Annotated in this window: 12 protein-coding genes and 3 pseudogenes; 10 read left to right on the forward strand and 5 right to left on the reverse strand. The window is 43.8% G+C overall.

What is annotated here, in order from left to right:
• Positions 1-9: 9 nt before the first annotated feature.
• The gene (locus tag NXM86_RS01175) at positions 10-735 is read right to left on the reverse strand and encodes a MurR/RpiR family transcriptional regulator (RefSeq protein ID WP_171698754.1); all 726 of its coding nucleotides are present in this window, start codon (positions 733-735) and stop codon (positions 10-12) included.
• A gap of 251 nt (positions 736-986) precedes the next feature.
• Between NXM86_RS01175 and NXM86_RS01180 the strand changes: the two genes are divergently transcribed.
• The 7 genes and pseudogenes from NXM86_RS01180 (at position 987) to NXM86_RS01210 (ending at position 9,411) form a co-directional block, all read left to right on the forward strand.
• On the forward strand, positions 987-2,000 hold the full coding sequence (locus NXM86_RS01180) for a sugar-binding protein (RefSeq protein WP_498958471.1): 1,014 nt from the start codon (positions 987-989) through the stop codon (positions 1,998-2,000).
• Positions 1,993-3,450, forward strand: a pseudogene (locus NXM86_RS01185) (sensor histidine kinase). The gene NXM86_RS01180 and the pseudogene NXM86_RS01185 overlap by 8 nt, the downstream one beginning before the upstream one ends.
• Positions 3,447-4,992 (forward strand): annotated as a pseudogene (locus NXM86_RS01190) (response regulator). Before NXM86_RS01185 ends, NXM86_RS01190 begins: the two co-directional pseudogenes overlap by 4 nt.
• 144 nt (positions 4,993-5,136) lie before the next feature.
• Positions 5,137-6,439, forward strand: a pseudogene (locus tag NXM86_RS01195) (ABC transporter substrate-binding protein).
• Between the two features lie 63 nt (positions 6,440-6,502).
• Positions 6,503-7,474, forward strand: coding sequence for a carbohydrate ABC transporter permease (locus NXM86_RS01200; RefSeq protein ID WP_015865193.1), 972 nt, complete (start codon positions 6,503-6,505; stop codon positions 7,472-7,474).
• Positions 7,474-8,295 (forward strand): carbohydrate ABC transporter permease, encoded by an 822-nt coding sequence (locus tag NXM86_RS01205; protein ID WP_081188946.1) that lies wholly within the window; start codon positions 7,474-7,476, stop codon positions 8,293-8,295. Before NXM86_RS01200 ends, NXM86_RS01205 begins: the two co-directional genes overlap by 1 nt.
• A 240-nt stretch (positions 8,296-8,535) precedes the next feature.
• The gene (locus NXM86_RS01210; protein ID WP_498958472.1) at positions 8,536-9,411 is read left to right on the forward strand and encodes an ROK family protein; all 876 of its coding nucleotides are present in this window, start codon (positions 8,536-8,538) and stop codon (positions 9,409-9,411) included.
• Positions 9,412-9,486: 75 nt separating this feature from the next.
• Here NXM86_RS01210 and NXM86_RS01215 read toward each other — a convergent pair whose 3' ends face one another.
• The gene (locus NXM86_RS01215) at positions 9,487-9,735 is read right to left on the reverse strand and encodes a hypothetical protein (protein ID WP_015865190.1); all 249 of its coding nucleotides are present in this window, start codon (positions 9,733-9,735) and stop codon (positions 9,487-9,489) included.
• Positions 9,726-10,280: a DUF3990 domain-containing protein gene (locus tag NXM86_RS01220; RefSeq protein ID WP_089098171.1), complete on the reverse strand. Its 555-nt coding sequence runs from the start codon at positions 10,278-10,280 to the stop codon at positions 9,726-9,728. Before NXM86_RS01220 ends, NXM86_RS01215 begins: the two co-directional genes overlap by 10 nt.
• Before the next feature lie 251 nt (positions 10,281-10,531).
• Between NXM86_RS01220 and NXM86_RS01225 the strand changes: the two genes are divergently transcribed.
• The 3 genes from NXM86_RS01225 to NXM86_RS01235 are packed head-to-tail and all read left to right on the forward strand — an operon-like array spanning position 10,532 to position 13,233.
• Positions 10,532-10,675 carry a hypothetical protein gene (locus NXM86_RS01225; protein WP_015865188.1) on the forward strand — a complete coding sequence of 48 codons (144 nt, stop codon included), beginning with the start codon at positions 10,532-10,534 and terminating at the stop codon, positions 10,673-10,675.
• A gap of 12 nt (positions 10,676-10,687) precedes the next feature.
• On the forward strand, positions 10,688-11,629 hold the full coding sequence (locus tag NXM86_RS01230; protein ID WP_081188943.1) for a TetR/AcrR family transcriptional regulator: 942 nt from the start codon (positions 10,688-10,690) through the stop codon (positions 11,627-11,629).
• Positions 11,608-13,233, forward strand: a complete 1,626-nt coding sequence (locus NXM86_RS01235) for an MDR family MFS transporter (RefSeq protein WP_498958473.1) — start codon at positions 11,608-11,610, stop codon at positions 13,231-13,233. The genes NXM86_RS01230 and NXM86_RS01235 overlap by 22 nt, the downstream gene beginning before the upstream one ends.
• Positions 13,234-13,346: 113 nt before the next feature.
• Here NXM86_RS01235 and NXM86_RS01240 read toward each other — a convergent pair whose 3' ends face one another.
• A complete protein-coding gene (locus tag NXM86_RS01240) occupies positions 13,347-13,685 on the reverse strand; it encodes a DUF779 domain-containing protein (protein WP_033008378.1) in 339 nt (112 codons plus the stop codon).
• A 70-nt stretch (positions 13,686-13,755) separates the two neighbouring features.
• On the reverse strand, positions 13,756-15,276 hold the full coding sequence (gene adh, locus NXM86_RS01245) for an aldehyde dehydrogenase (RefSeq protein WP_033008377.1): 1,521 nt from the start codon (positions 15,274-15,276) through the stop codon (positions 13,756-13,758).
• Positions 15,277-15,405 lie beyond the last annotated feature (129 nt).

The following is a 15,405-nucleotide window of genomic DNA, read 5'->3' on the forward strand; positions in this document are numbered from 1 at the left end:
GCAAACAAACTAGTTCATGAGACGATACATTTCTTTGGCCAAACTTTCTAACAAATAAATAACTGGTATTTGTGTCGTCACGTTCGTTTGTTCGATAAATTCAGCATTGACGTAATACGTTAAGTTGTAATCCGATATTTTTGCTAGTGAGCAATGTTTGCGGTTGGTGATGCTGATAATGGTGCTGCCTTTTTCCTTTAGCCGATGCACTTGGGATAATGTATAGGACGTTTCGCCTGATACGGATAATGCAATCGATACACAATTGTTGAAATAGTGGCCGTAAATTGGAAAAAACGGGTCTTTAATATAAACGGAAAACTTTTTAAAAGCCGAAAAATAGCGGGAGCCGTATTCCGCTAAAATGCCGGAGCTGCCGGAACCGACGAAGATGACATGATCGGCGCCAGCGATAGCGGCTGCCGCTTCGCGAATCGTTTGTTGGTAATCGGTTTTTAATGTCCGTTCAAAAAATTCGGCTAACGTTTCCTGTGCGTTGGTGACAAATGAACGTTGGTTTTGTTGCAAGTACAGTTTTAGTTTCGTTTTGAACTCGGAAAAGCCGTCACAGCCGACCTTTTTGCAAAAGCGCAAAATCGTCGGCGGCGAAACGTGCACCGCTTCAGCGAGTTCACGGATGCGCATATATACCACTTCATTGGCGTGTTTGGTAACATAGTTGTAAATCATATAGTCTAGTTCGGAAAAATTGGCGATTTGTTCAGGCGTAAACATATCAACACCCCAGCTGTATTATTGAGCGAATCGGTGAGAAGAATGTTATTCATCATTATACCATGCGAAGGCAATTTTTCCGAAAGCAAGCAACAACGATAAATAACTAGTCTTTACTAGAGGTTGGCTCAAAAGGGCGTTAAAAGCGATCTTTTCGAGCCATCCTTTCTTTTTTCGTTAGACGGAGTGCGGGAAAAATATGTACAATAAAGTCGTATTATACATGTTTTTGTCAAAATAGGGGGTCGCCCATGCGAAAAAGATGGAAGTGGATCGTTTATGCTAGCAGCATTGTGGCGCTTGTTGCAAGCGCTTCCTTTACAATCTATTGCGCGTGGAAAGTATATGCCTATCATCAGCCAGGTGAAAGAGAAACTGAGGCGCACGAAAATAACGCGTATCATTTTGTCCTTGTTCCGGAGGAGCTCGATAATGATTATTGGCGCTTAGTGGAAAAAGGAGCGAAAGCGGCGGCAAAAGAGACAGGGGTCCATCTCGAATATGTCGGACCGCGGCAGGCCAACATTGATGAGCATATTCATATTCTTGAAAAAGCGGCTGCTTCCAAAGTTGATGGGATTATGACGCAAGGATTGACGGAAAAAGAGTTTACGCCAGTGATTAACCGCATTATCGAAAAAAATATCCCTGTGGTGACGATCGATACCGATGCGCCAACAAGCAAGCGAACAGCTTATATCGGTACGGATAACTATTACGCTGGTTTTATTGCTGGAAAAGCGCTAGCGGAAGATACGCACGGGAAGGCAAATGTAGCGATTATTACAGGAAGCCTTACCGCCTCCCATCAGAAACTGCGGGTTCAAGGGTTTAAAGATGCGGTGAAGAACGAAAAAGGGATTCGCATCATTGCCATCGAAGAGTCAAATATTACGCGCATACAAGCAGCCGAAAAAGCGTACAGCATTTTAAAAAAGCATCCTGAGGTGAACGCGTTTTATGGCACAAGCGCGCTGGATGCGATCGGGATCGCAAAGGTCATTGAACAGTTTCATCGCGAAAAGGAAACCTATATTATCGGATTTGATACACTGCCGGAGACGATTCATTATTTGCGAAAAGGAACGATTCATGCAACGGTGGTGCAAGAACCTTATGAGATGGGATACCGGGCGGTGAAAATGATGGTGGATATTATCAAAGGAAATGATGTTCCGTCTGTTACGAATACGGAAACAAAGGTTATCCGCAAGCAAGATTTGCCGCTGCGTCCGGCTCGCAACTATGAGGTGAAACATGATTAAAATTCGGACAAAACTATTGTTGTATTTTAGTATTTTTATCCTGTTGCTCAATGGCATTGTCTTCTTTTTATACAACAGCAGCGAAGATATTGTGAATGAGTACGACTACAGCATGCGCCGGCTTTTGCTGTTGAATGAAATTTCTCAACGTACGAATCAATTAGTAGAACAGTTGAATGCTTATCTTACAGAAAAAGATGAACGATATTTGCGAGAATATAACCGCCAATACCGCTGGCTGCAAGAAAACCGCAAACAAGTCAGAGAAATGTTTTCCAACCGAAAAAATGCGCTTTTAGTGGAAAATTATGAACATATGATTGAAAGTTAACAAGAGGAAGGGGCATTGACCGTCTATCATTTTCAAGCAGGCAATATTAGCTTATACTCTTCCCACCTTCACGAAGCGATGAAGATTTCTTCATTTATTCAAGAGACGACCCTTTCATTAATTCACAATGAATTAACGACTTATCAGCATTTTTACAATGAAGTGGAAGAGCGGAATCGTTATTTTCGCTACATGGTGATTGGATTGTTTATGACAACGTTTTTGCTTGGCGTTCTTTTGGCTGTATGGTTTTCCGGAGGCATCACAAAGCCGATCGCGCGTCTTTCGCGTGCCGCTCGGGAAATTGCAAGCGGGAAGTTGGATGGTCCTGATGTCGTTAGCACAACGAATGATGAATTAAAATTATTAACCCATACGTTTAATGATATGCGCCGCAATCTGCAGCGGCTGATTGAGGAAATGAAGAAAAAATCCGAACTGGACAGGCTCGTAAAAGAATTAGAGTTAAAAAGTTTGCAGAGCCAAATCAATCCTCACTTTTTATTTAACACGCTAAATGTGGTTTCGAAAATGGCGTATTTAGAAGAAGCGAACCAAACATCACGGTTGATTGAAGCGATTGCGGCAATTTTGCGATATAATTTAGGAGATTTGCAGCGTACGGTGACATTAGCCGATGAAGTCCATATCGCAAGGGAATACTTTTTTATCCAACAGACACGCTTTTTTGACCGAATTAAATTTTCGATGAATGTCGATAAGCAATGTTTGCCATTGCCCATTCCGCCTCTAACCTTGCAGCCGCTTATTGAAAATGCCTTTATTCATGGAATCGAATCTTATGAAAAAGGAGCGGAGATTTCGTTAAAAGTAGAAAAAAGGAACAAACGCGTCATCATCGAAGTAAGGGACAACGGCGTCGGGATGAGCGAAGAAACGAAAGAAAAATTAATGGCTTTTATAAAGGGACAAGAAGACGGCTCTGCTTCGAATGGAAAAAAACGCGGACACTCCACCAGCATCGGTATACGCAACGTCATTCGCCGGCTTCAGCTTTTTTATGGGATACAAGATGTGATGGAGATTGAGTCAACGGTTGGGGAAGGAACAACGGTTCGTCTGCTTTTGCCAATGACAAAAGGGGGTGGAAGCGAATGAAAATTGCCATTGTGGATGATGAAGCGTTGGAGAGAAAAGCATTGCAAAAAATGATTCGCGACCATCTTCCGAATATGGAAGTAGTTGCGGAAGCTGCCAATGGACGTGAGGCGGTGGAAATCGCCAACGAATATAAGCCGGATGCGATGTTAATCGATATTAAAATGCCTGGAATCGACGGGCTGGAAGCGATTGAGCTTATTCGCCGGCATCACCCGGATATGAAGTTTATTATCGTATCCGCGTTTGATACGTTTGAATACGCAAAGCAAGCAATGCGGCATGGTGTGAAAGAATATTTATTAAAACCGAGCCGGAAAGAAGAAGTGATTGGCGCGCTAAGGCGAGTGTATAACGAATTAATGGAAGAGCGGAAGAAAGAAGAAGAAAACAAGGAATTGCAACAACGAGTGCACCAATTGCAAAAGCTTGTAGAAAAAGAATGGTTATCAGTGCTGATGCTCGAAGAAGTTTCTTCAGAGGAATGGAAACAATGGGAGACGCTGTTTCCATTCTCCATTGACTCGGGAATGTTTATGGTGATTCAATTTCCTAGCGGCGGAAAAAAAGAGGTATGGAAACAGTGGGTAGAACAGGTGCTTTTAGAAAAGGGGCGACATATTACGTCATTGGAAGAATCATCGATGGACAAATGCCGATTTTGTTTTTTACGGATATTCCCGAGAAAACATGGAAGCCAATGATACAATCCCTTGCCCATGACCTTGTCCAGCAGTTTGAAAAACAATATGAAGAAACACTTTATATCGGTCTTGGTTCTCCGGCATCCCAACTAGAGGGATTGCGTTATTCCTATTATGAAGCGCTCGCTGCTGTACAATATTATGCATCGCAAAAAAAGGCAAAGAGCGGTTTTCTGCCGAAGAAAGCGGTGCTCGCATCGGCGGCCATCGATCAAACGGAAAGAGAAAAACGACTGTTTGATGTGGTGCGTGAAGGTGATTTCAAACAAGCATTAACACAATGTCTATCTTATATAGAAGAGATAGCTTTTCATCATCCGTTTCCTATCGTGAAACAGAAGATGGAGGAAACATTTATTTTGCTTGGGCGCATGTTAACCGATTTCGGTATTTCGTATGAGCGGACCACCACTTTTCATTCGTGCAGTTCCTTGGAGAATTGAAAAGAACAGCAACAGAGCAGCTTCAGCACATGGTACATTATATACAAGCATGGCGGCATCAGCAGGCAAATGGAAAGATTGGCAAGGCGAAAGATTATATTGACGAGCATTACCATCATCCGCTGACACTCGAAGAAGTGGCGGAATATGTCGGCATCAGCCCATACTATTTTAGCAAACTATTTAAAGACCGCTTCGGAATGACGTTTATTGACTACGTAACCGAAGTGCGCATCGCGCGCGCGAAAAAGGAAATGGCAGATCCAAATAAAAGTCTAAAAGAAATTTGTTTTCTTGTCGGCTACAATGATCCGAACTATTTTAGCCGCGTTTTTAAAAAACATACCGGAATGTCTCCTACCGAATATCGGAAAAAGCTCCACTTCGCCACTTGATGGTGATGAGGAGCTTTTTATCTATGGACAAAAAAGTGAAGAAGATCGCAAAAAAGTGCAGAGATTTGTTGGCTGAAATGATGAAAAAACATGTTACATTCATTATTGAAAGGGTTTTCATGATAAAGAAAAGGGGGAGGAAACGTGAAGAAAAAAGGATTATGGTTGTCCTTAGCATTAACGTTCAGCTTGGCGTTAGCTGGCTGTAATTCCGATTCCAATTCCGCATCCAACAATAACAATAAAGAGGATCAAGGAGGAAGCAAAGGACACGAAAAGCTTGAAATATTCAGCTGGTGGACTGGCGCCGGAGAAGAAGATGGATTAAAAGCGTTAATTAAATTGTTTCAAGAAAAATATCCAGATATACCAGTAGAAAATGCCGCAGTAGCAGGCGGTGCCGGAACCAATGCGAAAGCGGTGCTAGCGAGCCGCATGCAAGGAAACGACCCTCCTGCGACATTCCAAGTGCACGGCGGCGCGGAGTTGAATGAAGGATGGGTAGCTGCCGGTAAAATGGAGCCGCTCAACGATTTGTATGAAAAAGAAGGTTGGATGGATAAGTTTCCAAAATCATTGATCGACATGGTCAGCAAAGACGGGAAAATTTATTCCGTTCCTGTGAATATTCACCGCGGCAATGTGCTTTGGTATAACAAAAAAATCTTTGCCGAAAATGGCCTCCAGCCGCCAAAAACGTTTGATGAATTTTTCCAAGTTGCCGAAAAGCTGAAAGCGAAAGGCATTACTCCGCTTGCGTTGGGGGACAAAGAACCTTGGACGGCAACGCATATTTTTGAAACGGTTTTACTAGGCACGTTAGGGACAGAAGATTACAAAAAGCTTTGGACAGGAGAATTATCGTTTGACGATCCAAAAGTAAAAGAAGCGGTCAACACGTTTAAGAAAATGTTGAATTACGTCAACGAAGACCACAGTTCCCGCAACTGGCAAGATGCCGCTCAGTTGGTCGGAAAAGGCGAAGCGGCCATGAACATTATGGGAGATTGGGTCAAAGGTTATTTTGTGAACGATTTGAAATTAAAAGTCAATGAAGACTTCGGTTATGTGCCAACTCCGAATACAGAAGGCAAATTTATGGTGATCACCGATACGTTTGGCTTGCCAAAAGGCGTGAAAAATCCAGAAGATGTGAAGAAATTTTTATCGGTGCTTGGTTCGTGAGGGACAAGATGCCTTTAACCCTCTGAAAGGCTCGATCCCAGCTCGTATTGATGCGGATCTGTCCAAATATGACGAATATGGAAAACAAACGATTCAAGATTTTAAAACAGCAGAACTTGCGCCAAGCTTAGCGCATGGATCCGCAGCGCCGGAAGGATTTGTGACAAAAGTCAACCAAGCAGTCAATATTTTCGTGACGCAAAAAGATGCGAAAACGTTTATTGATACACTTGTATCGGCTTCGTCAGAATTGAAGAAATAGAGAAAAAAAGGGGACGGGAACCATTCTCTTCCCCTTTTCTTGTTACGACAGGAGGGATGGAATATGGAAACAGCAAAGGCAGTATCGGAACGAAGCGTGACAGTCGTTCCAAAGTCGCAAAAAAAGCGGAAATGGACGGTAGACCATTGGCTTGCACTTGCATTTCTATCGCCATCGGTTGTGCTTATTTTGATTTTCGTGTATGGATTTATCGGCTGGACGGGATATGTTTCTCTCAGCAATTGGAATTCCCTTGTACCTGACTTGTCGTTTGCAGGACTGAAAAACTATATCTATTTATTTCATGATTTCCGTTTTCAAGCCGATTTGCGGAATACACTTGTCTTTACGGTCTTGTTCATCGGTGTCGTGATTGTGCTTGGACAATTGTTGGCGATTTTGTTGGATCAAAAATTGCGCGGCGAATCGATTTTCCGTAACATTTTCTTTTTCCCAATGGCGTTATCGTTTGTCGTAACAGGGGTTGTTTGGCAATGGCTATTAAACCCGTCAACAGGGGTCAACTTGTTTTTAAAAAAATTTGGATTGGACTCGAAGTGGTACACAGATACAAACATTTTAGGAGGTTTCCACATAGGGAAAATTGAGTTTGGCGTGCCGGTGGCGATCGTGGCGGTGGTGATTGCCGCTGTATGGCAAATGACGGGATTTGCGGTCGCGATGTATTTGGCAGGATTAAGAGCGATTCCGGAAGAAGTGCGGGAAGCGGCGCGAATGGATGGCGCCACGGAGTTCCAAATTTATCGTAAAATTATTATCCCGATGTTACGGCCGATTACGGTCAGTGTCATCATCATTATGGCCCACATTTCGCTGAAAATCTTTGACCTGATTTACGCGATGACTGGCCCTGGAGCAAACTTTGTCACAGACGTGCCGGGAGTATATATGTTTGAAACGACGTTCCGCGGCAACTACTACGCAAACGGAGCGGCGATCGCGATCATTATGCTGCTTTCTGTGGCTATTTTTATCGTTCCATATTTGATTTCAAGCCGAAAGGGTGAATCATGATGAAACAACGGACATGGTCACGGGCAGTTTTGTATATCATTTGCATCCTGATGAGCTTATTTTTCTTAATGCCGGTCTATGTGATGCTCGTGACAAGCGTCAAGCCGCTCGATGAAGTGACGCTTTCTGATATGTGGAAGCTTCCGACTGCCTTTGATTGGAGCAGTTATCAGACCGCGCTTGAGAAATTGGCGCCAAACTTTTTGAACTCTATTTATCTCGTTGTTCCTGCGACATTGCTCTCGGCGCTGTTAGGAGCATTGAATGGCTACGTATTATCGAAATGGAAATTCAAAGGGGCGGATACGATTTTTACGTTGATTTTGTTTGGCATGTTTATTCCTTATCAAAGCATTTTAATTCCGCTCATCCAGTTTTTGCGGGAAATTGGTTTGTATAATACGATTCCAGGGCTTGTATTTGTCCATGTCGTGTACGGCATTCCGATCACGACATTGATGTTCCGCAATTTTTACGCGGCAATCCCGGATGAAATGATTGAATCGGCGAAAATCGACGGAGCCGGGTTTTTACGGATTTTCCGCTATATCATGCTTCCGCTGTCGATTACCGGGTTTGTCGTCGTAGCAATTTGGCAGTTCACAAACATATGGAACGAATTTTTATTTGCGGTAACAATCACAACGTCTTCCCAGCAGCCAATTATGGTCGCGTTGCAAAACTTATCGGGCAGCCAAATTGTCCAATGGAACGTGCAAATGGCAGGGGCGCTGCTTGCTGCTTTGCCAACATTGCTTGTCTATATGTTCCTCGGCAAATATTTCGTCCGTGGTTTGTTAGCTGGTTCGGTGAAAGGGTAATCAGGCATGCCGGCAAAGGCGAAATGTTTGTGGGGGATCTTTTAGGAGCTGGCAGGGAGAAGAACTATTTCGATAATGCCAAAACATCTGCAGTAAGAACTTCCTGTGCCACAATCTTTGTCGTCGACCTCCAATCGTGCAAAAACTCACCCGCTGATTTTCAGCGGGTTTTATCACTGGCTTGATGCCTTATGGTACAATAAAATCGGAAATCATAGAGATGAAAGCGGGGAGAAATGCGTGTATCTTGGGGCGATTGAAGCAGGTGGAACGAAATTTGTATGCGCTGTCGGGGATCGTGACGGAAATATAAAAGAAAGAGTGACATTTCCAACGACGACGCCGGAAGAAACGATGCGCCATGTCGTCGATTTTTTTAGCCGATATGAATTAGAGGCGATCGGCATCGGTTCCTTTGGTCCGATTGATTTGCATCCCGATAGTGCGACATATGGCTATATTACAAGCACGCCGAAACAAAAATGGGCGAATTTTAATTTTGTCGGTGAAATGAAACGGCATTTTCAAGTGCCGATCGGATTTGACACGGATGTGAATGCGGCAGCGCTCGGTGAACGGCGCTGGGGTGCCGCAAAAGGGGTGCGAAGCTGCATTTATATTACGGTTGGAACCGGAATCGGCGTCGGGGCGATTGTCGAAGGGAACCTGCTCCATGGTCTTATGCATCCGGAAATGGGGCATATTCTCATCCGCCGTCATCCGGAAGACACATTTGCCGGTGTTTGCCCATATCATGGAGATTGTTTAGAAGGAATGGCGTCCGGACCGGCGATTGAAAAGCGCTGGGGGAAAAAAGGCGCGGAGCTGGCTGATCGCTCGGAAGTATGGGAGTTAGAAGCATTTTATTTAGCGCAGGCGATTGCCAACTACATCTTAATTTTATCGCCGGAGAAAGTCATTATCGGCGGCGGTGTCATGAAGCAAAAACAGCTGTTGCCAAAAATCCGCCGCAACGTTCAGGAGCTGTTGAACGGGTACATTCAGCAAGAAGCGATTTTGCGCGATATTGATCAATATATTGTGCTTCCGGGCCTCGGCGATAATGCTGGCATCTGCGGGGCGCTTGCCCTCGCCGAACAGGCGCTTGCACAATGATCCACTGACCGCTTGTTCACACAGGCGGTCTTTTTATATTTTTAGCCAAAATAAAAAAGAAGTAGGGACCTACTTCTAATGGTATAAATGTTTTTCCAAAGCTTCTACATCATCTTGGTCGGTCAGTATGCTTAAGGCCCAATGATAAGGGGAGTCATGAAATCCTGCTGGGTCTTGCATTAACAATTTTTTTACGTTGGATTGTTCGACTAAATGAATGGCTTCTGTTTTACTTTTTCCGAATTCGGTCATTAGTTCACGAATGATGTGCTGAACCATTACATCAATCTCTTTTTGAAGTTTTGCGTTATCGGCTACAGGCATGTAATCACCTCCGAAATCGTTAGATATTGCACTGCCTTATACGTCAAAACCGCTAACTGGTTTTTATTTTGATACGCACGTATATCATGATAATCTGTGGATTGCAAACCGCCATCTGCTACTGGTCCGTAAATCCAATCATATTGCGGCAAAGGGAGATTTCCTTGTCTCATCATCCATACAAACTGTTTCCAATCATCATGATCATGATTAAAAATTTTATGTTCTAATTTTATCCAATTCTCTGTATTTGTAATCTCAAACTTGAGTACAGTCGGTTCAAAGGTCTTTTTCATTCCAAGAAAATCACGAATCGTAATTCCAGATAACTCGAGCATTGGCTGAACAGGAATAGGTCTTTCCGTTCTACGTTTTGCCCATTCTTTAGCTTGAGCAAAATTCGCAGTCAAATAAAAACCCGATCCAAAATCTGTACTGCCTTTGCGTCTAGGAAATATTCTTATACCATGTTTCATAATGATATCAGCATATAAATGGATCGTGCCATGGTATAAGGGCAAACTATAATCGTAAATGATATGCACAATACAATGACCCCTTTTATAAATTATAACACGGAATTATAAGGCACAAGAAATGTTTTTTGCCATCGCCAAGCAGGCGTTGGCCGATGATCTACTTAACGTTTGTGTACAACAGGAGCTCTTTTTAATTTCTGTGACTGATGGGTCATAATTTATATAGAATCATGTTATAAAATAAGTTGATAAATATATACCGCTGTTTTATAATATTTTTGACTGTCTAGTCATATTATCGTTAGGAGCGAAGTCCAATGAAAAAGGAAACGAATTATCAACGAATTGTTCAATGGCTTCGGCAGCGCGGCGTGCGTGCGGAAATTGCGAAACCTCGCATCTCATTGCCATCGTATCGGCAATGCATCGAGCCAGGTATTTCGAAAAGTTCCTCTTTATAGGAGATGACGGGCATGACAGCAGGCCGGAGAGTGCAATTTATCGAAACAGCGATGAAATTGTTTGCTGAAAAAGGATACCATTCGACATCGATTCAAGATATCGTCGATGCGTGGGGGATTTCGAAAGGAGCGTTTTATCATCACTTTTCTTCAAAAGAAGACTTAATGCTCGCTATCATACGGCACTATTTTGAAAAAATGATGGCAAACATCACCGCCATTTCACAGGATAGCAGTTCAGAAAAAGAGCGGTTTATTCAGCAAATCGCCGCACATTTTGCGAATATGCATGAGCATAAAGACTTTTTGCAAATGATGATGAACGAACAGCTGCCAAAAATTAGCCACGATATTCACCATTATTTATTGAAGCAGTATGCTAACATCTTTTCTTGGTATTGCGACCGTCTCATCGAAGTATACGGAACAGAGGTAGAGCGGTACGTGCTTGATGTGGCGACGATGTTAAACGGCATGATTCGGCAATATATATTTTGTTTCATTTTGCAGGCAAATAAGTTTCATGCCGAAGAATTGGCGCGTTTTCTCGTGAGGCGTTTGGATGCGATCATTGCGAGTTTTTCGCATGAAGAAGCGCCGATTTTAAACAAAGAAATGTTAAAGCCGTTGATGGAAATAGAAGAAAAAGAGCGACGTGTATTGCAAGAAAAGATCAGCGCCCACATTGCCCATATGCAAAAAAAGATTTTATCGTTTTCACTCGATAAAAAAATACAGCACGAACTTCATGACGCGCTTGATGCGTTAGAAGCAGAGTTAATGAATGAAGAGTCGGCACCAAGGAAATATGTGGTGAAAGGAATTTTATTATATATCGAAAATCAACATATTCCGCTATTAGCTGATGATTTAGCATCGTTGACAGAAGTTATCCAACAATATATGACAGCGAATAGATGGGAGAGACGAAAATGGAAAAAGGAAATGAATTAGAAATGCAGTCAAGCACCATTCGACATCGAACGATGTTAATTACTGGTCTTATGATTGCTATGCTTTTTGGAGCATTGGACGGAACGATCGTCGGAACGGCGATGCCGCGCATCGTTGGAGAGCTTGGCGGATTAAGTTTAATGATATGGCTGACGACCGCTTATATGTTGACATCGACCACGATCGTGCCGATTGCCGGAAAACTTGCGGATTTATTAGGCAGACGAGTCGTTTATGTGACAGGACTCGTCATTTTTATGGTTGGCTCCGCCCTTTGCGGCATGGCGAATAATATGACAGAGCTCATTATTTACCGCGGACTGCAAGGAATCGGCGGGGGAATTATGATGCCGATGGCAATGATCGTCATCGGGGATGTGTTTACTGGAAAAGAACGTGCGAAATGGCAAGGGGTTTTCGGTGGATTATACGGCCTTGCCTCCGTCATCGGCCCGCAAGTTGGCGGTTTTATCGTCGACCATTTAAATTGGCGCTGGGTATTTTACATTAATCTTCCTGTCGGGATTTTAGCAACCATTTTTATTGCGATGGGATTGAGCAAATATAAAGCCGAGGGGCCAGTGAAATTTGATCTTGCCGGGATGTTTACGATGGTTGTCGGCGTGGTTAGCCTGCTTTTAGCGTTAACGTTTGGCGGGGATAAGTATGAATGGACATCATGGCAAATCATTGCCTTGTTTGCGGCGGCGCTTGTCTTTTTAACACTGTTTGTATTCGTCGAGAGGAAAGCAGAAGAGCCGATTTTGCCGATGCATTTATTTAAACACCGCACGTTTACCGTATTAAATGGAATTGGCTTTTTAATGAGTGTCGGCATGTTTGGGGCGATTATGTTTGTTCCGTTTTTTATGCAAGGGGTTGTCGGAGTAAGTGCAACCAAGTCCGGCACGATTATGACGCCGATGATGATTACGATGATTATCGGAAGCATCGTTGGCGGCCGAATCGTTTATAAAATCGGCGTAAAACCGCAGCTGATGATCGGTATGGCCATTATGGCGGCAGGGTTCGGTTTATTAAGCACGATGGATGTGGATACGTCCGAATGGACCGCCACATTGTATATGATCATTTTAGGGCTTGGAATGGGGTTAGTGATGCCGCTTTTAACGCTCGCTTTGCAAGAGAGTTTTCCAAAGTCGGAGCTTGGCGTCGTCACTTCCTCCAGCCAGTTTTTCCGAGCGATCGGCGGGACGTTCGGAATGACGATTTTAGGGGCGATTATGAACCATCGCTCGAGCCAGTTGCTGGATGACCGTCTCATGCCAATGCTTCAGTCGCTTCCTGCGCAGGCAAAAGGAATGGTGGACCGGTTTGCCCATATGATTCATGATGATCCGCAAGGTCTTTATTCCGTCTTGTTTAGTCCGGAAACGCTAGAGAAAATACCGCCGCAAATGAGAGAGACGTTTGTGCCGATTTTAAAACATTCGCTCGTGGATTCGCTTCATTCGGTTTTCCTATTTGGACTTATTTTTGTCATTGGTGGAACAGTGCTCGTATTTGGGTTGAAGAATATCAAGCTATCTGATAGACGACAGTTGCAAGAAATGGCCGAAAAGGAAAAACTGCCGCAGAGCTAAACCTCCGCGGCAGTTTCTTTTTGAGGAAGTGGGAGGTTTTTTGCTAAGAAGGAAAATGTGGTGTTGTTGACGGTGTGCTGGTGCGTTTTGTCGCTTTATTTACGAAGCGGTGATCAACTGTCAAACACTTTTGAGCGGGTGTGAAAACGGACGCCTTCTGGACCTTCTAACGAAAACATGCCGCCACGCCCCGGAACGACGTCGATAATGAGCTGCGTATGTTTCCAATATTCGTATTGCGCTTTCGAAATGTAAAACGGACAGCCGCCGATTTCGCCAAGCAATACATCGGAATCGCCGACGATCAGCTCGCCTTGCGGGTAGCACATCGGTGAACTTCCATCGCAACACCCGCCGGATTGATGAAACATTAACGGTCCGTGTTTTGCTTTTAACTTTTCAATCAGCTCCAAAGCGGCCTCTGTCGCGATTACTTTTGGCTGATTACTCATCGCAATCTCCCTCCTAAAATAAAAAGATGGATGGCAGGAAAGGCAGCGTGAATGACACGCTGCCTAAAAATTAGAAGAGTCCTAGTTTTTTCGGTGAATAGCTGACAAGCAAGTTTTTCGTTTGTTGATAATGTTCAAGCATCATTTTATGTGTTTCGCGGCCGAATCCGGATTGTTTATAGCCTCCGAATGCTGCGTGTGCAGGATACATGTGGTAGCAGTTTGTCCAGACGCGTCCTGCTTGAATGCCGCGGCCAACGCGATAAGCGGTATTAATGTCGCGCGTCCATACGCCTGCACCTAAGCCATACAATGTGTCATTGGCGATCTCTAATGCTTCGTCCATGTCTTTAAATGTAGTGACTGCAACGACTGGTCCGAAAATTTCTTCTTGGAAAATGCGCATTTTATTGTGGCCTTTAAAGACGGTCGGTTTTACGTAATATCCGTCTTTTAAGTCGCCTTCTAGGATATTACGTTCCCCGCCGGCAAGCAATTCGGCGCCTTCTTGTTTGCCGATATCAATGTACGATAATATTTTTTCTAATTGTTCCGAAGATGCTTGTGCGCCAATCATCGTTTCCGTATCGAGCGGATTGCCTTGTTTAATTTGTTTCACACGCTCTAACGCGCGCTCCATAAATTTGTCGTAAATGGATTCATGAATGAGAGCGCGGGAAGGGCATGTACATATTTCGCCTTGGTTTAAAGCGAACAACGTAAAGCCTTCGATCGCTTTATCGAAAAATTCATCATCTTTTGCCGCCACGTCTTCGAAGAAGATGTTTGGCGATTTTCCTCCAAGCTCCAATGTGACTGGAATAATGTTTTGCGATGCGTATTGCATGATTAGACGTCCTGTTGTCGTTTCGCCAGTGAAAGCAATTTTAGCGATGCGGCTGCTTGAAGCAAGCGGTTTTCCAGCTTCTACGCCGAATCCGTTCACAACGTTGACAACACCTGGAGGAAGGATGTCTTGAATTAACTCCATTAAAACAAGGATCGATGTCGGTGTTTGCTCTGCAGGTTTTAAGACAACGCAGTTTCCAGCTGCTAACGCTGGAGCGAGTTTCCATGCTGCCATTAAAAGCGGGAAGTTCCAAGGGATGATTTGTCCGACAACACCAAGAGGCTCTTTAAAGTGATAGGCGACCGTATCGTGATCGATTTCGGATAAAGTGCCTTCTTCCGCACGGATGCAACCGGCGAAATAGCGGAAATGGTCGATCGCAAGCGGAATGTCGGCATTCAACGTTTCGCGAATCGGTTTGCCGTTTTCCCATGTTTCTGCAACAGCAAGCATTTCCAAGTTTTCTTCCATACGGTCAGCAATTTTGTTGAGGATTCGCGCGCGTTCGGCAGGGGAAGTACGGCCCCATGCATCTTTCGCAGCATGAGCAGCATCCAACGCAAGTTCGATATCAGCTGCTTGGGAGCGTGGCACTTCGCAGTAAGCTTGCCCTGTCACAGGGGAAATATTTTCAAAATACTCTCCATCGACCGGTGGAACCCATTTGCCGCCAATGAAATTTTCATAGCGTTTTTTGAACGTGATCAGTGAACCAGGCTGCCCAGGTTGAGCGTAAATCATCCAAGTTTCCCCCTTATATATTTTTTATATGCGCTTACAAGAAAGCGCATTCAATATAATGAAGTGAAAAATTTCTCCCAGTAATTAAGTTATCATTTTGTCACAATTTTGTCAAAACAAATTTTGATT

Origin of the sequence: Geobacillus sp. CX412, assembly GCF_027942335.1 — a bacterium.
Classification (GTDB): Bacteria; Bacillota; Bacilli; order Bacillales; family Anoxybacillaceae; genus Parageobacillus_B; species Parageobacillus_B toebii.